Annotated in this window: 22 protein-coding genes; 14 read left to right on the top strand and 8 right to left on the bottom strand. The window is 67.8% G+C overall.

Going from position 1 to position 21978, the window contains the following annotated elements:
• Positions 1 to 36: 36 nt before the first annotated feature.
• Positions 37 to 1431 carry a DUF2083 domain-containing protein gene (locus KF887_08225; protein ID QYK43069.1) on the top strand — a complete coding sequence of 465 codons (1395 nt, stop codon included), beginning with the start codon at positions 37 to 39 and terminating at the stop codon, positions 1429 to 1431.
• A 3-nt stretch (positions 1432 to 1434) separates the two neighbouring features.
• Here KF887_08225 and KF887_08220 read toward each other — a convergent pair whose 3' ends face one another.
• The 4 genes from KF887_08220 to betI all read right to left on the bottom strand — a co-directional run bounded on the left by KF887_08220 (position 1435) and on the right by betI (position 5426).
• On the bottom strand, positions 1435 to 1671 hold the full coding sequence (locus tag KF887_08220; GenBank protein ID QYK43068.1) for a DUF465 domain-containing protein: 237 nt from the start codon (positions 1669 to 1671) through the stop codon (positions 1435 to 1437).
• A 73-nt stretch (positions 1672 to 1744) separates the two neighbouring features.
• A complete protein-coding gene (betA, locus tag KF887_08215; protein QYK43067.1) occupies positions 1745 to 3403 on the bottom strand; it encodes a choline dehydrogenase in 1659 nt (552 codons plus the stop codon).
• Positions 3403 to 4848: a betaine-aldehyde dehydrogenase gene (betB, locus tag KF887_08210; GenBank protein QYK43066.1), complete on the bottom strand. Its 1446-nt coding sequence runs from the start codon at positions 4846 to 4848 to the stop codon at positions 3403 to 3405. Before betB ends, betA begins: the two co-directional genes overlap by 1 nt.
• Positions 4845 to 5426: a transcriptional regulator BetI gene (gene betI / locus KF887_08205; protein QYK43065.1), complete on the bottom strand. Its 582-nt coding sequence runs from the start codon at positions 5424 to 5426 to the stop codon at positions 4845 to 4847. Before betI ends, betB begins: the two co-directional genes overlap by 4 nt.
• Before the next feature lie 87 nt (positions 5427 to 5513).
• Here betI and KF887_08200 point away from each other — a divergent pair, with 87 nt between their 5' ends.
• From KF887_08200 to choV, 3 genes are all read left to right on the top strand, one after another.
• On the top strand, positions 5514 to 6440 hold the full coding sequence (locus tag KF887_08200) for a choline ABC transporter substrate-binding protein (protein QYK43064.1): 927 nt from the start codon (positions 5514 to 5516) through the stop codon (positions 6438 to 6440).
• Positions 6441 to 6507: 67 nt separating this feature from the next.
• Entirely contained in the window at positions 6508 to 7353 is an 846-nt protein-coding gene (choW, locus tag KF887_08195) for a choline ABC transporter permease subunit (GenBank protein QYK43063.1), read from the top strand.
• Positions 7350 to 8372 (top strand): choline ABC transporter ATP-binding protein, encoded by a 1023-nt coding sequence (gene choV / locus KF887_08190; protein ID QYK43062.1) that lies wholly within the window; start codon positions 7350 to 7352, stop codon positions 8370 to 8372. Before choW ends, choV begins: the two co-directional genes overlap by 4 nt.
• 21 nt (positions 8373 to 8393) lie before the next feature.
• Here choV and KF887_08185 read toward each other — a convergent pair whose 3' ends face one another.
• The 3 genes from KF887_08185 to dprA form a co-directional block, all read right to left on the bottom strand.
• Complete coding sequence (locus tag KF887_08185) at positions 8394 to 9383, bottom strand: hypothetical protein (protein QYK43061.1); 990 nt, start codon at positions 9381 to 9383, stop codon at positions 8394 to 8396.
• Positions 9380 to 12076, bottom strand: a complete 2697-nt coding sequence (gene topA, locus KF887_08180) for a type I DNA topoisomerase (GenBank protein ID QYK43060.1) — start codon at positions 12074 to 12076, stop codon at positions 9380 to 9382. The genes KF887_08185 and topA overlap by 4 nt, the downstream gene beginning before the upstream one ends.
• Positions 12077 to 12173: 97 nt before the next feature.
• Positions 12174 to 13334 (bottom strand): DNA-processing protein DprA, encoded by a 1161-nt coding sequence (dprA, locus tag KF887_08175; protein ID QYK43059.1) that lies wholly within the window; start codon positions 13332 to 13334, stop codon positions 12174 to 12176.
• 121 nt (positions 13335 to 13455) lie between these two features.
• On the opposite strand from dprA, the gene KF887_08170 reads away from it, so the two are divergent.
• The 9 genes from KF887_08170 to KF887_08130 all read left to right on the top strand — a co-directional run bounded on the left by KF887_08170 (position 13456) and on the right by KF887_08130 (position 20576).
• Complete coding sequence (locus KF887_08170; GenBank protein QYK43058.1) at positions 13456 to 13896, top strand: TerB family tellurite resistance protein; 441 nt, start codon at positions 13456 to 13458, stop codon at positions 13894 to 13896.
• The gene (locus KF887_08165) at positions 13893 to 14657 is read left to right on the top strand and encodes a PhnD/SsuA/transferrin family substrate-binding protein (protein QYK43057.1); all 765 of its coding nucleotides are present in this window, start codon (positions 13893 to 13895) and stop codon (positions 14655 to 14657) included. Before KF887_08170 ends, KF887_08165 begins: the two co-directional genes overlap by 4 nt.
• 47 nt (positions 14658 to 14704) lie before the next feature.
• A complete protein-coding gene (locus KF887_08160; protein QYK43056.1) occupies positions 14705 to 15526 on the top strand; it encodes an amino acid ABC transporter ATP-binding protein in 822 nt (273 codons plus the stop codon).
• Positions 15526 to 16245 carry a transporter substrate-binding domain-containing protein gene (locus tag KF887_08155; GenBank protein ID QYK43055.1) on the top strand — a complete coding sequence of 240 codons (720 nt, stop codon included), beginning with the start codon at positions 15526 to 15528 and terminating at the stop codon, positions 16243 to 16245. The genes KF887_08160 and KF887_08155 overlap by 1 nt, the downstream gene beginning before the upstream one ends.
• A 49-nt stretch (positions 16246 to 16294) precedes the next feature.
• Positions 16295 to 17017 carry a transporter substrate-binding domain-containing protein gene (locus tag KF887_08150; GenBank protein ID QYK43054.1) on the top strand — a complete coding sequence of 241 codons (723 nt, stop codon included), beginning with the start codon at positions 16295 to 16297 and terminating at the stop codon, positions 17015 to 17017.
• 46 nt (positions 17018 to 17063) lie between these two features.
• Positions 17064 to 17945 (top strand): ABC transporter permease subunit, encoded by an 882-nt coding sequence (locus KF887_08145; protein QYK43053.1) that lies wholly within the window; start codon positions 17064 to 17066, stop codon positions 17943 to 17945.
• Positions 17942 to 18769 (top strand): ABC transporter permease subunit, encoded by an 828-nt coding sequence (locus tag KF887_08140; protein ID QYK43052.1) that lies wholly within the window; start codon positions 17942 to 17944, stop codon positions 18767 to 18769. Before KF887_08145 ends, KF887_08140 begins: the two co-directional genes overlap by 4 nt.
• A 132-nt stretch (positions 18770 to 18901) precedes the next feature.
• Complete coding sequence (locus tag KF887_08135) at positions 18902 to 20245, top strand: glutamine synthetase (protein ID QYK43051.1); 1344 nt, start codon at positions 18902 to 18904, stop codon at positions 20243 to 20245.
• Positions 20246 to 20249: 4 nt separating this feature from the next.
• Entirely contained in the window at positions 20250 to 20576 is a 327-nt protein-coding gene (locus tag KF887_08130; protein ID QYK43050.1) for a hypothetical protein, read from the top strand.
• On the opposite strand, the gene KF887_08125 is transcribed toward KF887_08130, so the two are convergent.
• Positions 20573 to 20890, bottom strand: a complete 318-nt coding sequence (locus KF887_08125) for a DUF3775 domain-containing protein (GenBank protein QYK43049.1) — start codon at positions 20888 to 20890, stop codon at positions 20573 to 20575. The genes KF887_08130 and KF887_08125 overlap by 4 nt on opposite strands.
• 368 nt (positions 20891 to 21258) lie before the next feature.
• Here KF887_08125 and KF887_08120 point away from each other — a divergent pair, with 368 nt between their 5' ends.
• Positions 21259 to 21951, top strand: coding sequence for a type 1 glutamine amidotransferase (locus KF887_08120; GenBank protein QYK43048.1), 693 nt, complete (start codon positions 21259 to 21261; stop codon positions 21949 to 21951).
• The last annotated feature ends 27 nt before the right edge of the window (positions 21952 to 21978 follow it).

Raw genomic sequence — 21978 nt, 5'->3', positions numbered from 1 at the left:
GCAAAGCCAACGCTGCGCTTGCAAAGGGAGGTGTCGATGGCGGTCCAGAAAATCTACGCCGGCACGCGGCTGCGCGAACTTCGCACGCGTCTCGGGCTCAGCCAGACGGCCTTTGCCGAACGGCTCGGCATATCGCTGCCCTATCTGAACCAGATGGAGCACAATCACCGTCCGGTATCGGCGGCCGTGCTCCTTTCGCTGGCCAAGGATTTCGGGCAGGACGTGGCAACCCTGTCCACCGGCGATGCCGAGCGGATGGCCGCCGATCTGCGCGAGGCGCTGTCCGATCCGGTTCTGGGCGGCGCGATCACGCCGGTGGCCGATCTGCGCCTTGTGGCCGCCAACGCGCCGGCACTTGCCCGCGCCGTGATCGACCTGCATCGCGCCTATCGGCAGACACATGAGAGGCTGGCGTCACTGGATGAGGCGCTTGGTCGCGATGAGGCCACGCTCCGACCATCGCCATGGGATGAGGTGCGCGACTTCTTTCACTACTGCGACAATTATATCGATGCCATCGACCGGGCGGCGGAACATTGGGGCGCGGCAGCAACCTCCTCACCCGAAATACTTCTGCTCGCGAAGGAATGCCTTTCCGGCCTGGGTGTCGAGATACATTTTTCCGATATTTCCTTGCTGCGCGACTACGACCCGCGCACACGTCGCCTGCATCTTCCGGCACGGGCGCACCCGGCAACACGCGCGTTCCAGTTGCTGCATCAGGTGGCGCTTGCCACGCAGGCCCCGCTGATCGAGGCGACCCTCGACCTGGCCCAGTTCCGCTCGGACGAGGCCCGCGCCATCGCGCGCATCGGCCTGGCGAACTACTTCGCCGGTGCGGCGCTGATGCCCTACCGCCGCTTCCAGGAGGCCGCCGAGGAGACGCGGCACGATCTCGAACGGCTGGCCGATGCCTTTGGCGCCTCGATCGAACAGGTGGCGCACCGGCTGTCCACGCTGCAGCGCCCGGGCGCGAAGGGGGTACCTTTCTTCTTCGTGCGGGTCGATCAGGCCGGCACCATCACCAAGCGGCACTCCGCGACGCGGCTGCAGTTCGCCCGCTTTGGCGGCGCCTGCCCGCTCTGGAACGTCCATCAGGCCTTCGAGACGCCCGGGCGGTTCCTGCGCCAACTGGCCGAGACCCCCGACGGCGTGCGGTACCTCTGCCTGGCGCGCGACGTGTCGAAGCCGGCGGGTGCCTGGGGTGCGCCGGTCCGCCGCTATGCCATCGGCCTGGGCTGCGAGATCGCGCATGCCGGACGGCTTGTCTATGCCGACGGAATGGATCTGCGGGGCCGTTTCGAACCCATCGGCATATCCTGCCGCATCTGCGAGCGCCCGGGCTGCCACCAGCGGTCCGTGCCCCCGCTGGAGCGGCGATTGCGGGTCGACCCCGACAGACGCGGGACCCTGCCCTATGACATCGGCTGAGGATCAGCCCGCAAGCATGCGCGATATCTGATCTTTCAGCCGCACCCGGCGCTGTCGCAGCGCCACCTCCGCCGCTTCGGGGATCGTGTCGAGCCGGGTCTCCGCCCGGTGCACGGCGCGATTGACCTCGTGATACTCCTCGACCAGTCGCGCAAAATGCGGGTCGCTGAGCTTCAGGTCATGAAGGCGTTCAGCCCGGTCGGGAAACTCTTCGGCAAGTTCGTGGGCCGTATGCGACATCGGTGCCTCCGTCGGTTCTGTCACCACGAGCATTGCGCGGTCGACGCGGGCGCGCCTTGAGATGGATCAATCGCTACCTCTGGGCGTTGCGCCAGTCGGGATGCATCCATGGCTCCAGGTTCATCGGGGCAAGCGGCACACGGCCCAGCAGGTGATCGGCCATCTTCTCGCCGACCATGATCGAGGGTGCGTTCAGGTTGCCGTTGGTCACGCGGGGGAAAACCGAACTGTCGGCCACGCGCAGGCGGTCGACACCGATCACCCGGCCTTCGGGGTCGACCACCGCCATCGGATCGTCACGCCGTCCCATGCGGGCGGTCCCGCAGGGGTGATAGGCGCTTTCGGCATGGTCACGGATGAAGGCGTCGATCTCGGCATCGGTCTGCATCGCCGCACCCGGCTGGATCTCGTGCCGGACATGCTCCGCCATCGCTGGTTGTGTGAAGATTTCTCGGCAAAGCCTTACACAGGAACGAAACTCGCTCCAGTCATCGGGATGGGACATGTAGTTGAATCGGATCACCGGCGCTGCTTCCGGGTCGGATGATCGGAGCGTCACGGCACCGCGGGACTTCGATCGCATCGGTCCCACATGGGCCTGAAACCCATGCCCCGCGGCAGCGGCCTTGCCGTCATAGCGCACGGCAATCGGCAGGAAATGAAACTGGATGTCGGGATAGTCGATTCCCGCAGCCGAGCGGATGAACCCGCAGGCCTCGAACTGGTTCGAGGCGCCAAGGCCCTTTCGGGTGAACAGCCACTGCGCCCCGATCACGCCCTTGCCAAGCAGATTCCAGTATTTGTAAAGTGTTACAGGCTTTTGCGCCGCGAACTGCATGTAGACCTCCAGATGGTCCTGCAGGTTCGCCCCGACCCCCGGTCGATCGGCGGTCACCGCGATCCCGTGATCGCGCAGATGCGCGCCCGGTCCGATGCCCGAGAGCATCAGGATCTTTGGCGAGTTGATCGAGGATGCCGCCAGAACCACCTCGCGCGCGGCGGGAATCACCTCGATCCGTCCGGCGCGCCGCACCTCGACCCCGGTTGCACGGCCGCCTTCGATCACCACGCGCCGCGCAAGCGCCCGCACCACCTGCACATTGCCGCGCGTCATCGCAGGGCGAAGATAGGCATTGGCGGCCGACCAGCGGCGCCCCTGCCAGATCGTCGCCTCCATCGGGCCAAAACCCTCCTGCTGGGCGCCGTTGTAGTCGGGTGTCACCGGATAGCCCGCCTGGCGGCCAGCCTCGATGAAGGCGGCAAAAAGCGGGTTGCTGCGCGGCCCGCGGGTGATGTGCAGCGGCCCGTCGCTGCCGCGCCACGCAGGATCGCCCCCGTCGGCATGGCCGTGCCAGTTCTCCATCCGCCGGAAGTAGGGCAGAACGTCGGCATGCGACCAGCCGGTCGCGCCCGCCTCGGCCCAGTGATCGAAATCGCGTGCATGGCCGCGGACATAGACCATGCCGTTGATGCTGGACGACCCGCCCAGCACCTTGCCGCGCGGCGTGGCCAGAACCCGCCCGCCCAGATGCGGCTCCGGTTCCGACTTGAGCCCCCAGTCATAGATCGACATGTTCATCGGATAGGACAGCGCGGCGGGCATCTGGATGAACGGCCCGGCGTCGGACCCGCCATGCTCGATCACGGTCACCCGAAGCCCCGCCTCGCCCAGCCGGAAGGCCATGGCACAGCCCGCCGACCCTGCCCCGACGATCACCACATCGGCCGTCATCAGTAGGGTGCCTCGATCGCCTGCATGCCCACATAGACCGACTTGACGCGGGTATAGTGCTCGACCGCCGCATTCCCGTTCTCACGTCCCACTCCGCTGGACTTGACCCCGCCGAAGGGCATCTCGACCGGGGTCAGGTTGTAGGAATTGATCCAGCAGGTCCCCGCCTGCAACCGGGCGATCACCCGGTGCGCGCGGGCCAGATCGGCGGTGAACACCCCGGCCGCAAGACCGAATTCGCTGCCATTGGCGCGGGCGATCACCTCGGCCTCGTCCACGAAGTCAAGCACCGCCATGACCGGCCCGAAGACCTCTTCGCGCGCGATGGTCATGGTGTCGGTGACGTCGGCAAACACCGTGGGTTCGACGAAAAGTCCACCCGGGCTGCCGCCGCCGCAGACCAGACGCGCACCCTCGGCCCGGGCCTGCGCGATGTAGGACATCACCTTGCCATGCTGCACCTCACTGACCAGGGGACCGATCTGTGTGTCATCATCCAGCGGGTCGCCCATGCGCATCGCGCGCGTCCGCAGGGCAAGGCGGTTCAGGAAATCCTCACGCACATCCCGGTGCACGAAAACCCGCGTGCCGTTCGAACAGACCTGCCCGGCGGAATAGAAGTTGCCCATCATCGCGGCACCCACAGCGCCGTCGAGATCGGCATCGGGAAAGACGATCAGCGGTGACTTGCCGCCAAGTTCCATCGTCACCGCCTTGATCCCCTCGGCAGCCATGGCATAGACCCGTCGCCCCGTCGGCACCGAACCGGTCAGCGAGACCTTGGCCACGCGCGGATCATTCACCAGGCGGGCACCCACATCGCGGCCCCCCTGCACGACGCTGAACAGACCCGGCGGCAATCCCGCCTCGGCCAGGACCTCGGCCAGTTGCAGGGCGCCCAGCGGCGTTACTTCGGACGGCTTGAACACCATGGCGTTGCCAAGTGCCAAAGCCGGCGCCGCCTTCCAGCAGGCGATCTGGCTGGGATAGTTCCACGCCCCGATCCCCACGCAAACGCCCAACGGCTCTCGCAGCGTATAGGCGAAATCGGCACCCAGCGGGATGGTCTGGCCGGTGACCGTGGGCGCAAGCCCCGCGAAGAACTCGAGCGCATCGGCACCCGAGGGCCAGTCCGCCACGCGGGTTTCCTGTATCGGCTTGCCGGTATCGAGCGTTTCGAGCCGCGCGAGGTCTTCGCCCCGCGCGCGGAGGATATCTGCGGCGCGCCGCAGGATGCGGGCACGTTCGACAGGCCGCGTTGCGGCCCAGGCGGGCTGCGCCGCCACCGCGGCGGCAAGCGCCGCGTCGGTGATCGCCGGTGTTGCCTCATGCAGGCGGGCGATCTCGGCGCCTGTCGCGGGATTCAGCACGGGCAGGACCGCGCCCGCGGTGTCCTCCGCCCAGGCCCCGTCAACGTGATGGCTGGCCTTTGGCTGTGCAATCATCGTCCACCCCCCAGATGCGCGGCCAGATAGGCCCGTGCCGTAGCCACCGCCGCACCGGCATCCGGCGCCCCATCCTTCAGGACCTCGCGCAGATAGACGCCGTCGATCAGCGCCCCCAGCCCATCCGCCAGGGCACCGGCACGCGCGTCAACCAGCGGGCGCAGGCAATGCAGCAGGTTCGATCGCAGCCGACGCTGATAGATCGCAAGCAACCGCTTCGCCTCGGGCACCGACTGCGCCAGCACATAGAAGTTGAGCCAGGCCCCCACCACTTCGCGCCGGAAGTTGGCCGGGCTGAACGACGCCGCGAGAATGGCATCCAGTCGGGCCTGTGGCGTGCGGGCCATCGCCAGGGCGCCGCGCACCTCGGCACCATAGAGCGTCAGCACATGCCGCATGGCAGCCAGGAACATCGCCTCTTTCCCGCCAAAATAGTGATGCGCAAGCGCCGTCGACATGCCGGCACGCCGTGCAATCTGGCCGACGGTCACATCAAGGCTGCCGGTGCGGCCGATCTCCACGATCGTGGCTTTGACGAGCGCGGCCTTTCGGATAGGCTCCATCCCGAGTTTCGGCATGCGTCTGCCCCAGATAATGCTTGCATGTCCGTGCTTGCGTGATCTTTATTGACTCGTCAATCAACAAAAACACAGGGAGCCTGATCGATGACCTTTCGTTCGATACTGCTGGCGGGCACTGCCGCGCTGATTGCCCAGCCGGCGTTGGCCGCGGGCTGCGACAAGGTGATCTTCTCGGACGTCGGCTGGACCGACATCACCGCCACCACGGCCGTCACCTCGGTGGTGCTGACCGCGCTTGGCTACGAGACCGAAACCAAGATCCTTTCGGTGCCGGTGACCTATGCGTCCCTCGCCAACGGCGATGTGGATGTGTTCCTCGGCAACTGGATGCCCACGATGGAGGCCGACATCGCCCCCTACCGGGATGCGGGAACCGTGGATACCGTGCGGGTCAACCTGACCGGTGCGAAATACACGCTGGCGACCAACAAGGCCGGCGCCGACCTGGGCATCACGGACTTCGCGGCAATCGCTGCAGCCAAGGACGCGCTTGACGGCAAGATCTATGGCATCGAGCCCGGCAATGACGGCAACCGCCTGATCCTGGACATGATCGAGGCCGACGCCTTTGGCCTGAAGGGCTGGGAAGTCGTCGAAAGCAGCGAACAGGGAATGCTGGCGCAGGTCGCCCGTGCCGATGGTCGGGGCGAGCCCGTGGTGTTCCTGGGATGGGAGCCGCATCCGATGAATGCCAGTTTCCAGATGACCTATCTGGAGGGCGGCGACGACTGGTTCGGCCCCAACCTGGGCGGCGCCGAGGTGCTGACCAACACGCGGGCGGGCTATGTCGCGGAATGCCCGAACACCGGCAAGCTGCTGTCGAACCTGGAATTCTCGCTGGCGCTCGAGAACGAGATCATGGGTGCCATCCTGAACGACGGCAAGGATCCGGCCGAGGCCGCGAAGGAATGGCTTGCGGCCAATCCGGGCGTGCTGTCGGGCTGGCTGGACGGCGTGACGACCAGGGACGGGGGCGACGCCATGGCCGCCGTGACGGCCGCCCTGCAATGACCCCGGGCGGCGGGGAATACCCCGCCACCCCTTCGGGGAACTCGGTCCCATCTGAAAGGGGTTCGGCTTGGATTTTCTGACCGACTGGCTGACCGGCACAAAGATCCCCGTGGGCCGCACCGCCAAACAGGCATTCGACTGGTTGCAGTCGAATGCCGCACCCATGTTCGATGCCATCGCCGATGCGCTGACGGCGTTGATCGACGCCATTCTCTGGGTGCTTCAGACGCCGCACCCCTTCGTGATCATCGGCGTCTTCGTGGCACTGACCTGGGTATTGCAGAGGTCATGGAAGACCTGCCTGCTGGTCGTTCTGGGATTCCTGTTCATCCTGAACCAGGGGTACTGGAAGCCGGTTACGGAAAGCCTGACCCTGGTGCTTTCGGCCTGCGTTGTCTGCATGGCCGTGGGGGTGCCCATCGGCATTGCCGCCGCGCACCGGCCTCGGCTCTATCAGGCTATGGTGCCGGTGCTCGACCTGATGCAGACGCTGCCCACCTTCGTCTATCTGATCCCGGCCATCGTGTTCTTCGGCATCGGCATGGTGCCCGGGCTGATCGCCACGGTTATCTTCGTGCTGCCCGCGCCGATCCGCCTGACGCATCTGGGCATCTCATCGACACCCCAGGCGCTGCTTGAGGCGGCGACGGCCTTCGGTGCGACCCCCCGGCAGCGCCTGTGGAAGGTAGAGCTTCCCTATGCCTTGCCACAGATCATGGCGGGTCTGAACCAGACCATCATGCTCTCGCTGTCCATGGTGGTGATCGCGGCGCTTGTCGGCGCCAACGGTCTGGGGGTGCCGGTGGTCCGGGCCCTGAACAGCGTGAACACGGCGCTTGGCTTTGAAAGCGGGATCATCATCGTCGTTGTCGCGATCCTTCTGGACCGCATGCTGCGGGTAAGCCGGAAATGAACGCGGTCGAGTTCGACAAGGTCTCCATCGTCTTTGGCGAGGCTCCGGAACGCGCGTTGCCGCTGATGGATGAGGGCAAGACCCGCGCCGAGGTTCAGGCGGCCACGGGCCAGGTGCTTGGGGTGCACGACTGCAGCCTGACCGTCGCGACCGGAGAAATCCTTGTGCTGATGGGCCTTTCGGGCTCGGGCAAGTCCACGCTGCTGCGCGCGGTCAACGGCCTCAACCCGGTGGCCCGGGGCAGCATGATCGTGCGCGACGGCGACTGGGAATGCGATGTCGCCACCGCGCCGCCCGAGGACCTGTTGCGCCTGCGGCGGGAATGCGTGGCGATGGTGTTCCAGCAGTTCGGCCTCTTGCCCTGGCGCACGGTGCGCGAGAACGTGGGGCTTGGCCTGGAACTTGCCGGCGTCCCCGAAGCCGCACGCCGTCCCAGGGTCGATGCGCAGCTTTCGCTGGTGAACTTGACCCAGTGGGCCGACCGCAAGGTCGGCGAATTGTCGGGCGGGATGCAGCAGCGCGTCGGACTGGCGCGCGCCTTCGTCACCGACGCGCCGATCCTGTTGATGGACGAACCCTTTTCGGCGCTTGATCCGCTGATCCGTTCGCGCCTGCAGGACGAGCTTCTGGATCTCCAGGCCAAGCTGAAGCGGACCATCGTCTTCGTCAGCCACGACCTCGACGAGGCATTCAAGATCGGCAATCGCATCGCCTTGATGGAAGGCGGACGGATCGTGCAGATCGGCACGGCGCGCGAGATCATCGCCAACCCGGTCAGCGAATACGTCGCCGACTTCGTGGCCCACATGAACCCGCTGTCAGTGCTGACGGCGGGCGACGTGATGGAGCCTGGCAGCTGCGAGGGGCCGCAGGTCCCGGCCGAAACACCGGTCAGGCTGGTCATGGGGTTGATCCGGGACGGCGAGGCCGCAGTGGGTGTGTCCGACGCCGCGGGTCGGCCGTTGGGTGTCATAAGGGCCGGCGGTCTGCTGGGGCGTCTGCTCGATCCGCGCGGATGACGACGCCCGACATCGGCGCAGCTAGAGCGCGAACAACTGGCGATGCGCGGCCAGCCAGTCGAAATCGGCCGGGGCGAGCGCCGCGAAATCGAGCGGCATGAAAGGCAGGTCCGGGGGCGGTTCACCGGCAAAGGCCTGCACATAGCCGATCAGCCCTGCCTCGGCAGCGATTGCGTCAAACCTCGCCTTGGCCTGCCTGCGCCCCGCCGGGGTGAACAGCGAATAGGCTGCCGTGTCGCCGGGTATCGCCTGCTTGCCGGCAGCCGTCTTCAGGAAGGCGTGCCGGTCAATCCCGAATCGCAGCCTTTCCTCGACACGTGGCAGATGCGTCAGGATCGTCTGCACCTTGTACCCCGGCCTGACATTCAGTGCCGGTCCGGAAACCGATCGCAGCGTGCCCTCGGCCAGCATGAGGCGCCGGTCGAATTCGGCCAGGATGTCATATCCCTTGCCGGCAAAGGCGACCTCGACGCCTTCCGCAACCAGACCTGTCAGACCCAGGCACAGGTTTCTGAACCAGCCGGGGCGCGGCGCCAGGTAGTCCTCGAACGAGGTCCCGGCGTTTCCGAAGCGCGCGCTTTGCAGATACATCGATTCAAGGAACGCGGTCATCTCGCGCAGGTAAATCACCGGCATGAGCCGACCCGCCCCCCGGATCGTGGCCAGCCATCGTCGAAGCATCGGGGCGGTCGCATGCCCGCAGAGATTGGCGAATGCCTCCGAACTGTAGACGGCCGTGCAGTCGCCCCGGTATCGGGGCAAGCCGAGCAGATCCGTCACCAGCCCCGCAGCATGGACCTCAGGTTCGCCGCCCGCGTTCAGATGGGCGCGCAGATCCTCGGCAAGCTGGTGATGTGCCCAGCGACTGTCGCGCGCGTAGGTCGGATAGATCACATGCGGCGCGGTCCTGTCCGTGAGGCGCCGCAGCGCGTTCTGCAACGCCGTCGTGCCGGTCTTCGGCATGCCGAGATGGATCAGGACACGACGCCCCGATGCATCCCCGCCGGTCATGCCCCGGCTTTCCCGGTCGTCCCTTTCGATGCCTTGCGGGTTGTTCCGCCTGCCGACCTGGCGGGCTTGGCCGCGGCTGCAGGCTTCGCGGCCTTGCGTGCCGGGGCCTTCCTCGGCTTCGCCTTCCCTGCCTTCTCCGCGACGAGCGCAATCGCCTCGTCCAGGGTCACCGTCTCGGGGGAAAGTTCCTTGGGCAGGGTGGCGTTGACCTTGCCCCATTTCACATAGGGGCCGTAGCGCCCGGGCATCACGGCAACGATGCCGCCGTCCCGATGTTCGCCAAGCTCCCGCAGCGGCGTGGCCGGGGCCGATGTCGCGCGGCCGCGTGTTGCCTTCTGCGCCAGAACCTCGACCGCCCTGTTCATGCCGATGGTGAACACCTCTTCCGCGTCGGACAGGTTCGCATAGGTCGCGCCATGCTTGACGAAGGGCCCGAACCGCCCGATCCCCGCCTCGACCGGGCCACCCTCGGGATGCTCGCCCACCAGTCTGGGCAGGGACAGCAGCATCATCGCGCGTTCCAGCGTGATCGTGTCCGGCGACCACCCCTTGGGCAGGCTGGCGCGGGGCGGCTTTGGCTCTGCCTCGGTTGCGTCGCCGCGCTGCACATAGGGGCCGAACCGGCCGGACTTCACCGCCACCGCAAGGCCGTTCTCGTCATGGCCAAGGATGCGGTCACCGCCGCCCGCGCCCTCCTCCGCCCCGGAGATCGGGCGCGTGTAGCGGCATTCCGGATAGTTCCCGCACCCGATGAAGGCCCCGCCCGACCGCGCGGTCTTGAGATGCAGCCGTCCGGTCCCGCAGGTCGGACAGGACCGGGGGTCGCTGCCGTCGGCACGCAAGGGGTAGAGATGCGGCGCAAGGAAATCGTCGATCTTGTCCAGCACCTCGCCAATCCGCAGGTCGGCCGTCTCCGCGACCGCGGCCGAGAAGTCGCGCCAGAACCGGGCCAGAACATCCTTCCAGTCGCGACCACCCGCCGAGACATCGTCAAGCTGCCCCTCAAGATCGGCGGTGAAGTCATACTCCACGTAGCGGCGGAAGAAATTCGTCAGGAACGCCGTGACCAGCCGCCCCTTGTCCTCGGGGATCAGGCGGTTCTTGTCCTTCTTCACATATTCCCGATCCACGATCGTGGTCAGGATCGAGGCATAGGTCGACGGTCGCCCGATGCCCAGTTCCTCCATCCGCTTGACCAGCGTCGCCTCGGTGTAGCGGGGCGGTGGCTGGGTATGGCTCTGGCTGGCCAGGATGGCCCCGTCCGGACTGATCACGGCAGAGCCCGCCCGTTCGGTCGGGGCACTGTCGGTCACGGTCCCGGCGGAACCGGCGACCGCCTTCTGGAAGGCAGCGCGATATGCGTCCTGCCGGGGTGTCACCGCCTCGTCAGCCATGATCTGCGGCAGCCTGCCGTCGTCATCGCCGTCATCGTCGCGGCCCTCGTCATAGACCTTCAGGAAACCGTCGAACAGCACCACCTGCCCGGTGGCGCGCAGACCGACCTGCCGGTCAGGGCTGCCCACCTCGACGGTCGTGCGTTCCAGCCGCGCCGCCGCCATCTGGCTGGCCAGGGTCCGCTTCCAGATCAGGTCATAGAGCCCGGCCTGGTCACGCTCGCTCAGGCGCAGTTTGTCGGGCGCCGCTGCCATGTCCGTGGGCCGGATGCATTCATGCGCTTCCTGGGCGTTCTTGGCCTTGTTCTTGTACATGCGCGGGCTGTCGGGAACGTAGCGGTCGCCGAACCTCCGGCGGATCTCGTCACGCGCGGCCATCACCGCCTCGGGCGCCATGTCGATGCCATCGGTTCGCATGTAGGTGATGTGACCGGCCTCATACAGGCGCTGCGCGGCGCTCATGCACTGCTTGGCGCCAAGGCCCAGCTTGCGGCTGGCCTCCTGCTGCAGGGTGGATGTCATGAACGGTGGCCAGGGGTTGCGGGCCGCGGGCTTTGCCTCTACCGATTCCACGCGCAATGTTCGCGAAGTGATCGCCTTTACCGCAATCTCGGCCGTTTCTGCTGTGGATATGTCGAACTTGTCCAGCTTCTTTCCAGCCAGCGAGACCAGTCGCGCCTCGAAATCCTGACCGCGCGGCGTCGTCAGCATGGCCGCCACGGTCCAGAACTCGCGGGGTCGAAACGCTTCTATCTCCATCTCGCGCTCGACGATCAGCCGCAGGCAGACCGATTGCACCCGCCCGGCCGACCGCGCGCCGGGCAGCTTGCGCCACAGCACCGGCGACAGCGTGAACCCCACCAGATAGTCAAGCGCGCGCCGCGCCAGATAGGCCTCGACAAGCGGCTGATCGACCGCCCGCGGGTTCGCCATGGCCTCGCCCACCGCGGCCTTGGTGATGGCGTTGAAGGTGACCCGCCTGACCTGCTTGCCCTTCTTGAGGCTGGAGGACAGGGCCTCCTGAAGATGCCAGGAAATCGCCTCGCCCTCGCGGTCGGGGTCGGTGGCAAGGATCAGCGTGTCATCGGTCTTGAGCGCGTCGGCAATCGCCTTCACATGTTTGCGGCTTTCAGGCGCAACCTCCCAGGTCATCGCGAATCCGCTGTCGGGGTCCACCGATCCGTCCTTGGCGGGCAGGTCGCGCACATGGCCGTAGGAGGCGAGCACGGTAAAGCCCGGTCCAAGATACTTGTTTATTGTCTTGGCCTTGGCAGGAGACTCGACGACAACTACAGCCATGAAACCCTCATCAATGGCCGCGCCGCCAGGGGGGGCGGCGCGGGCGGGGCACCATGTGGGCGGGGGCCGCGCATTGTCAATCAGGGCGAATGCCGCGTCAGACGGCGCGCGACAGCAGGCCCCCGGGCGCCCGCAGCACGCGCCCCTCCATCTCGAGCGTCAGCAATTCGGGGGCGACAAGCGCCGCCGGCATCGCCAGGTCACGGATCAACTGATCCTCGGGCAGCGGTGACGGGCCCAGCCGCGACAGGATCCGTGCATGCACCTGTGCCACGTCCGTCAGCGGGCGGCGCGCGGGCACCGGGCCGGGCAGCGGCGGGCGCGGCGGTTCCGGCGGCATCGCGGCGACCGGCGGCACCGCCAGCCCCGCGCCGATCGCCTCGACCACATCGGCGACCGATCGCACAAGGGTCGCCCCCTCGCGGATCAGCTGGTTGCAGCCGGCGGCGCGGGCATCGAACGGATGGCCGGGCACCGCCAGCACCTCGCGCCCCTGGTCAAGCGCCGCGCGGGCCGTCAGCAGGCTGCCCGATCGCGCCGCCGCCTCGACCACGACCACGGCACGCGACAGGCCGGACACGATGCGGTTTCGCTGCGGGAAATGCCGCGCCTGCGGCTCGGTGCCCACCGGCACCTCGGACAGCACGCAGCCACGCTCCGCCAGTTCGGCCAGCAGCGCGGTGTTCTCGGGCGGATAGGCGATGTCCACGCCGCCAGCCAGAACCGCCACCGTGCCCCCCGCCATCGCGCCCTGATGCGCCTCTGCGTCGATGCCACGCGCCAGGCCGGACACGACCGTGAATCCCGCCTCGGCCAGCCCCTCGGCCAGTCGGCGCGCCATGCGCAGCCCCAGGGACGAGGCATTGCGGGCACCCACGAGCGCGACCATCGGGCGTGCCAGATGCCGTGCATCGCCCCGCAGCCACAGGCAGGGTGGCGCATCGGCGATCCGCGCCAGCGGCCCGGGATAGTCCGCCTCACCCCGGCAGACCAGCCGCGCACCGACCCTCCGCGCCGCCGCGGCCTCGGCCCGGACCACACCTTCGGGGCAGGGCTCATAATCCGCGACGCCTGCGACCGCGGCGATACCGGGCAGCGCGGCAAGCGCCGCGCGCGCCGTCCCGTGCGCGGCCATCAGGCGGTGAAATGTCGCCGGACCGACCCGGCGCGACCGGATCAGGCGCAGCCAGTCCAGCCGCGCCCCGGGGTCGCCCGGCGGGTCATAGGTCGCGGCCGGTTCGTCGAAACCTTCGTCCATGGCGTTCCCCGGGGCCTGCCCGACCCTGTGCGACAAATGGTTAACACAACGTGAACTGTCGGATGCCGGTGCATGCACGGCGCATCTTTGCGCCGCTGCCCGCGGCCGCTATATCCGCTGGATGCTCGACGCGATCCTCCGCCGCCTGTCCGGCCCCGCCCCCGTCCCTGCCACACCCGATGCGGGTCTGGCGCTCGCGGCGCTGCTTGTCCGGCTCGCGCGGGCCGACGGCGACTATGCCGAGGCCGAGCGCCATCGCATCGACCAGGTGCTGGCCGCCCACCTGTCGCTGTCGCCCTTTGCCGTCGCTGATCTGCGTTCCCGGGCCGAGACGCTGGAATCGCAGTCGCCCGACACCGTGCGCTTCACCCGGGCACTGAAGGAGGCCGTGCCGCTCGAGGCGCGGGCGCATCTGATGGAGGCGATGTGGTCGGTCGTTCTGGCCGATGGCGCACGCGACGCCGATGAAGACCGCCTGATGCGACTGATCGCGGGGCTTCTGGGTCTTACGGATGTGGAATCGGCGCAGGCACGGCAGCGGGCGTCGGGGGCCGCCCGATGATCGCCGCGCTGCCGATGTACGATCCGCCGCCGCTGCGGGCGGCGAACGACCGGCTCTGGGCCCTGATCCGCGATGACCTGCGCGCGCGGGGCCGGGCTGCGCCCGAGGTGCTGACGCGGGGGCAGGATGATCTTTGGCCGGTCTGGACGGCGCCCGACCTCGTGCTGGCCCAGACCTGCGGCTTTCCCTTCCGCGCCCGGCTGCATGACCGCGTCGCACTTGTGGGCACACCCGACTATGGTCTGCCCGACTGCCCGCCGGGCCACTACTGCAGCGTGGTTGTCGCGCGCCGGGACGATCCGCGCGACCGCCTTGACGGCTTTGCCGGGGCGCGGCTGGCGTTCAACGACCCGATGTCGCAGTCGGGCTGGGCCGCCATCGCGCAGGACGCCGCACGGCTCGGGCTGCGCCCAGGCCCACAGACCGGAGCACACGCCGCCTCGGTCCGCGCCGTCGCCGGCGGGCAGGCCGATCTTGCGGCGATCGACGGCGTGACCTGGTCCATCCTGGAGGGAATCGAGGCCGCCGCCGCCGCGTTGCGGGTGATCCATCGCACCCCGCCGACGCCCGGCCTGCCCCTGATCGCGGCCCGCGAGGCCGACACCGCGACGCTTTTCGCGGCAACCGCGGCCGCCATCGCCGCGCTGGCGCCCGATGACCGCGCGGCGCTTCGCCTGCGCGGGATCGTCCGGATACCGGCATCCGACTATCTGGATGTGCCCATACCCCCGCCACCTGACCAAATCGGCGGCATTCGCTGACCGATCCGGCACCTGCCTGCGCCTGACTGTCCGGAAAGACCGTTGCAATGGCGCAGGACTTGCGCCCTACTCGCCCACCACGCCCGAAGGACGCCCCCTTGAACGCCGACACCCCGGTCATCGAGATTCGCAACCTGCACAAGAGCTATGGCCCGCTCGAGGTGCTCAAGGGCGTCGACATGCGGGCCCGGCGCGGCACCGTCGTGTCGCTGATCGGATCGTCGGGGTCCGGAAAATCGACGCTGCTGCGGTGCTGCAACCTGCTGGAGGACAGCCAGCAGGGCGATGTCATCTTCGAGGGCGAGGCCGTGCGCTGGAAGGGCCAGGGCCTGCAACGCCAGCCCGCCGACCGGGCGCAGGTCACCCGCATCCGCACCAACCTGTCGATGGTTTTCCAGCAGTTCAACCTCTGGGCCCACCTGACCGTCCTGCAGAACGTGATGGAGGCGCCGGTGACGGTGCTGCGCCGCGACCCGAAAGAGGTCGAGGACAAGGCGCGCGCCTATCTTGCCAAGGTCGGCATCGCGGACAAGGCCGATGCCTGGCCCGCGCAGCTCTCGGGCGGCCAGCAGCAGCGCGCCGCCATCGCCCGCGCCCTGTGCATGGAGCCCCGCGCGCTCTTGTTCGACGAACCGACCTCGGCGCTTGATCCCGAACTCCAGCAGGAAGTGGTGCGAGTCATCAAGGATCTCGCGGGTGAGCACCGGACGATGCTTCTGGTGACCCATGACATGAAGCTGGCCGCCGACCTTTCGGATCATGTCGTGTTCCTGCACCAGGGCCGGATCGAGGAGGAGGGCCCGCCATCCCAGGTGTTCGGGCAGCCGCGCACCGACCGGCTGCGCGCATTCCTGTCGGCGGGGGCGTGATGCCGGTGGTCCGCGCGCTGATCCTGTCCCTGGCGCTTGCCCTGCCCGGACATGCCGAAACCGTCCGGCTGGCGACCGAGGCCGCCTTTCCCCCCTTCAACTTCATCAATGACGCGGGCGACATCGCAGGCTTCGACCGCGACTTCGGCGATGCGATGTGCACGCGTGCCGGGCTTGACTGCGCCTGGGTCGTGGTGGAGTGGGACGCGCTGATCCCGCAGCTTCAGTCGGGCAATGTCGATGTGATCCTGGCCGCGATGACCATCACTGCGGAACGCCGGCAGGTCGTGGACTTCACCGCGCCCTATGTGCCACCCGAACCTTCGGCCTACATCGCGCGCGACGCCGATGCCGATCTCGACGGCGGGCTGGTTGCGGCACAGGCGGCCTCGGTCCACGCGCAGCATGTGGCGGCCTCGGGCGCGGTCCTGGTCGAGTTTCCCACCACCGACGACGTCGTCGCGGCCGTCCTGCGGGGCGAGGCGGATGCGGGATTTGCCGACCAGCGGTTCCTGTCGGAAACCGCCGCCGGGTCGGGCGGCGCGCTGATCCTCGCCCGTTCGGGCGTTCCGCTGGGCGAGGGCTTCGGCCTCGCGCTGCGCAAGTCGGACACCGGCCTGCGCGGGCAGATCGATGCCGCGATCGCCGGGATGAAACGGGATGGAAGCCTGAACGCGCTTCTGCTGAAATGGTTTGGCGAGGACGTGCCGACCTTCTGACTGCAACTTCGAACGGCGGGCCGCAAAGGCCCCTAACAGGGAGACGACAATGAAGAAACTGATCCTGACCACGGCCCTTCTGGCCTTTGCCGCGGGCGCATCCGCCGCCCAGACCGTCCGCATGGGGACCGAGGGCGCCTACCCTCCCTACAACTTCATCAACGACAAGGGCGAGGTCGACGGGTTCGAGCGCGAACTGGGCGATACGCTGTGCGCAATGGCGGGCCTGACCTGCGAGTGGGTCACCACCGACTGGGACAGCATCATCCCGAACCTGCAGTCGGGCAACTACGACACGATCATCGCCGGGATGTCGATCACCGAGGAACGCGACAAGGTGATCGACTTCACGCAGAACTACATTCCGCCGGCGGCCTCGGCCTACATGGCGCTCAAGGCCGATGCCGACATTGCGGGCGGCGTGGTCGCGGCGCAGGTCGGCACGATCCAGGCCGGCTATGTCGCCGAATCCGGCGCGACCCTGCTGGAATTCGCGACACCCGACGAAACCGTCGCCGCGGTGCGCAACGGCGAGGCTGACGCGGTCTTCGCCGACAAGGACTATCTTGCGCCGATCCTGGCGGAATCGGGCGGCCAGTTCGTCTGGGCCGGCGAGGACGTGCAGCTTGGCGGCGGCGTCGGCATGGGCCTGCGCGAAAGCGACACCGAGCTGAAGGCCAAGTTCGACGCGGCGATCGGTTCGATGAAAGCCGACGGATCGCTGAATGCGATGATCAAGAAGTGGTTCGGCGAAGACGCCACGACCTTCTGATGGACATGCCCCCGCCCGGCGCGGTCCGGGCGGGGGCAACCCCGCGATGTTCAGCGCCTGCGCCGACCCCAAGGCCATCGACGGCCTGACATGGCTGATGTGCTACCTCACCACGGGGAAGCACCTCGATTTCTATTGGTCCTTCATCACCGTCCTGACGCTGCTGGCCATCACCGCGCCGGTATCGCTGGCCTTCGGCTTCGGTGGCGCCATGGCGTCGCGTTCGTCGATCCTGCCGCTGCGGTGGTTCGGAAAGGGCTACACCGCGATGGTGCGGGGCGTGCCCGACATCGTGTTCTTCCTGTTCTTCGTGATCGCCATCGACCAGGGGCTGGAATGGCTGGTCCATCAGGCCCGCTGCCCCGACTGGACCGAACCGATCCGCAACGGGCTGGAATTCCGCGTCTGCCCGGCGGCCAAGGTGCCGCAGGGCTCCGCCCCCCAGGCGCTGCACGATCTCTATGGCTTCGCGCTTGCGGTGATCACCTTCGCCATCGTCTTCGGCGCCTTCGCGGCCAACGTCCTTTACGGCGCGATGCAGGCCGTGCCGCGCGCGCAACTGGAAACCGCGGAAGCCTACGGGATGTCCGCCCGCCAGGTGTTCCGCCGCGTGCTGGTGCCGCAGATGTGGGTCTATGCGCTGCCCGGCCTGTCGAACCTGTGGATGATCCTGATCAAGGCAACACCGCTGCTGTTCCTGCTGGGGGTCAAGGACATCGTCTACTGGGCACGCGAACTTGGCGGGGCCAAGACGCAGGCCTACGAATATCCCCATCCGGACTGGCGGCTGTGGTACTTCGGCTTCCTGCTGATCTTCTACCTCTTCATGACCTGGGGCTCGGAACGGGTGCTGTCGCGGCTGTCCGCCAGGCTGTCGCGCGGCCAGGCGACGGCGGCGGGCGAGGCCCTGCGAAAGGCTGCCGCATGACCTGCTGGGAAACGATCCAGGCCTATGCCTTCCGCAGCCTCGGCTACGGCGAACGCCTGCTGCCGCGAGAGGATTTCACGCTCTGCCAGCAGTTCACGCTGATCGGATCGGGTCTGATCTGGAACGTCTACTTCGGCGTTCTGGCGCTCGCCGCCGGGTTCTTCCTCGCCACCGCCATCGCGCTGGCCAAGAATGCCCGCAACCCCTGGGCGCGGGTGCCTGCCGAATGGTTCGTCTTCGTGTTCCGCGGCTCGCCGCTCTTCATCCAGTTCTTCTTTGCCTACGAGGCGCTTGTGCTGCTGCCGCGTGCAGGCATCAACATCTTCGGCCTGACCGCCGACGTCTCCTGGATGTCAAAGGCCTGGGCCGGGGCGCTGATCGTGCTGTTCCTCAATACCGCCGCCTACTCGGCCGAAATCTTCCACGGCGCGCTGCGGTCGATCCCCAAGGGCGACCTTGAGGCCGCGGACGCCTATGGGCTCACAGGCTGGGCGCGTTTCCGCAGGATCGAGTGGCCCACGATGCTGCGGCTGGCCTGGCCCGCCTACACCAACGAGGCGATCTTCCTGTTCCACGCCACGACGCTGGTGTACTTCTCGGGGTTCCCGGCGTTCCAGCAGCGTGGCGATGCGCTCTATTACGCCAAGTATTTCAACGACAAGACGTTCAACCCCTTCATACCCTACCCGATCACGGCCTTCTATTTCATCTGCCTGACGCTGCTGCTGATCTGGGGCTTCGGGATCATGAACCGGCGGCTCAACCGGCATCTTCCGGCCGAACGGCGCGCGCGAATTCGCTTGCGTCCGCAGCTTGTCCGGTAGTAGCGTGAATTTTGATCAAATTTCCGCGACGGCGGAAGATCGCCAACAGGGGAAGGGTCCGCAACCGGGCCGGACCGCCTGCCGGACCGTGGTGGACTGGCGCGGAGCCGGAACCATGCGGGCAGCAAAGACATGAACACGAAAGACTGGCTTCGCAAGCACCCGCATGTGCGCACCATCCGGGTCGCCGCCGCAGACCTGAACGGTCAGGCGCGCGGCAAGCGCATTCCCGCGCGCTTTGCCGACAAGGTGGTAAAGGATGGCACGCGGTTCCCGTTCAGCATCCTGAACCTCGACATCTGGGGCGAGGACATCGACGACAGCCCGCTGGTCTTCGAGCAGGGCGATCAGGACGGGGTGCTCAAGCCCACCGAACGCGGCTTCATGCCGATGCCCTGGCTCGAGGCGCCCACGGCCCTGCTGCCGATCTGGATGTTCCGCGAGAACGGCCAGCCCTATGAGGGCGATCCCCGGCAGGCCCTGCGGATGGTCGTCGAGCGCTACAAGGCGCGGGGCCTCACGCCGGTCGTCGCGATGGAGCTGGAGTTCTTCCTGATCGACGACTCGGGCAAGACCCTTCAGGTGCCGCCCTCGCCCCGCTCCGGCAAGCGCCGCAAGGCGGCCGAGACGATGTCGATCCGCGCGCTCGACGCCTTCGACACCTTCTTCACCGACCTGTACGACGCCTGCGAGGCGATGGACATTCCCGCGGACACCTCGACCTCGGAGACAGGGCTGGGACAGTTCGAGGTCAACCTGATGCATTCCGACGATGCGCTGCGCGCCGCCGACGATGCCTGGCTGTTCAAGCTGCTGGTCAAGGGCCTGGCGCGGCGGCACGGCTTTGCCGCGTCCTTCATGGCCAAGCCCTATGCGGAATACTCCGGTTCGGGCCTGCACACGCATTTCTCGGTGCTGGATGGCTCGGGCGACAACGTGTTCGACTCGGGCGGCCCCAAGGGCACGGCGATGCTGAAACAGGCGGTGGCGGGCTGTCTGGATGCCATGCACGATTCCACGCTGATCTTCGCGCCGCACGCCAACAGCTATGACCGGCTGGTGCCGGGCGCCCATGCGCCCACGGCGATCTGCTGGGGCTACGAGAACCGCACCGCCGCCATCCGGATTCCGGCGGGCAACCCCGCGGCACGGCGGATCGAGCATCGGGTGGCCGGGGGCGACGTGAACCCCTACCTGATGCTGGCCGTGATCCTGGGCGCCGCCCTGAACGGCATCGAGGATGCCGAGGATCCGCCGCCGCCCGTGACCGGCAATGCCTATGCCATCCCCGGCTTGCCGCAGATCCCGGGCACCTGGGCCGCCGCGATCGACGCCTTCGAGAACAGCCCGGTCCTGCCCCGCATCTTCCCGCGCGAACTGATCCGGAACTACGTGCTGACCAAGCGGCAAGAGGCGCACTATCTGGCCGAACTCAGCCCCGAGGAGCAGGTCGAACTCTATCTCGACACGGTGTGACGCCTTGGCCGGTCTGCCCGGGCTGTTCGATCCGCCGCCGTCCGGCTGGGGCCTGCGCGGCGACCCGGCGCTGTGGTCGGCGATGCGCGAGGGCTTTGCCGGCCAGCCCCTGCCGAATTCCGAGACGGTCCTGCTGGCGATGATTGCTGCGTCCTTCCGGCGGATCGCCGGCCGGGGATGGGACACCGACGATCCGATCCCGGTGCCGGGCCTCGCCGGTCCCCGGGGCGGGTTGTCGAACGGCCTGGTGGCGCCCCGCTGGTGGCGCGATGCGGGGGTCCCGACGCTGGTGGCGCGGTGGCGCGCGGCAAGGGCCGCGCTGCCCGGCTAGAGAAAATCCTCCTCGGCGTCGCCCACGTCCACGCCCATCGCATCCAGCCCGGCCTCCAGGTTCTCGGCCAGATGCGGCATCCCCATCAGATAGACCTCGGTCGGAACGGTCGCCTCCTCGAACGCGGTCTCGACGGCGCGGGGGTAGTCCTCGGGTTCGAAGGCACCGCGCCCGACCCACGCGAGCGCGGTCAGATGCGCCTTTTCGTCGTCGTTCAGTGCCGCGATGAACGTCGCAAGCTCGCGGCCCCCCGCCGCGCCTTCGCGGGCCAGAAACACCACCTGCACCACCTTGTCCGTGCCGATCTCGATCATCGTCGCCGTCCTCCGCGCCGCCGCGTCCTTTGCCGCCTGTCCCGATGGTCGCCCCGATCCGTCCGCGTGGCAAGGGTTGAGTCGGCGGCGGGCGTCCCACGGTGGGACGCGAATCGGATGCAGCGTTTTCAATGGGTTGGCGTCGCGCGTTTACCATTTATTCATCTTCGGGTGCCCGTTGCCGCCCGGCCGCCCGGGACGGCGGGGCGGCACCACCCGGTCCGGCTGCCGGAACGGCCGACGCGCATCGGCATTCCGTGCCGATCCGCCTGCCCTGCCTGCGCGCATCGTGTGCCGGGCGGCCGCGCGCCCCCTTGCCGCACCCCCGGGCGCCCGGCTACCATGTGGCCAGTCAACCAGAGCCAACCATGCGCATCGGCATCCTTCAGACCGGCCAGGCCCCCGACGCCCTGAAACCGGAAACCGGCGACTACCCCGACATGTTCGTCCGCCTGCTGGACGGCCACGGCTTCAGCTTCCGCACCTGGCATGTCGAGGCGATGGAGTTTCCCGCCTCGGTCCACGATGCCGACGGCTGGCTGATCACCGGCTCGCGCCACGGCGCCTATGAGGATCACCCCTTCATCAAGCCGCTGGAGGCGTTCATCCGCGACGTCTATGCGGCGGGCGTGCCGCTGGTCGGCGTCTGCTTTGGCCACCAGATCATCGCGAAGGCGATGGGCGGCAGGGTCGCGCGGTATCCGGGCGGCTGGGCGGTCGGGCCGACCGACTACGACTTTGGCGGCGAGACCGTCACGCTGAACGCATGGCACCGCGACCAGGTGGTCGAGAAACCGGATGCGGCGCAGGTGGTGGCCGGCAACGCGTTCTGCGCCAATGCGGCGCTGGTCTATGACGACCGGGCCTTTTCGGTGCAGGCGCATCCCGAGTTCGGCAGCGGCTTTGTCGATGGGCTGATGCGCACGCGCGGTCCCGGGCTGGTGCCTGACGACCTGATGGCGCGGGCGCGCGAGCGGCTGACCGAGCCCATCGACAGCCCGTCGCTGGCCGGCCGCATCGCGGCGTTCTTCAAGATGCCGCGCGCGCACCGCGCGGCCTGACCCCCCGCCCCCGCCGGGGCCAACCCG

The sequence above is a fragment of the Paracoccaceae bacterium genome, from assembly GCA_019454225.1.
GTDB lineage: Bacteria > Pseudomonadota > Alphaproteobacteria > Rhodobacterales > Rhodobacteraceae.
Note: the sequence above shows the minus strand (reverse complement) of the source record. Positions and strands in the feature narration are given on the sequence as shown.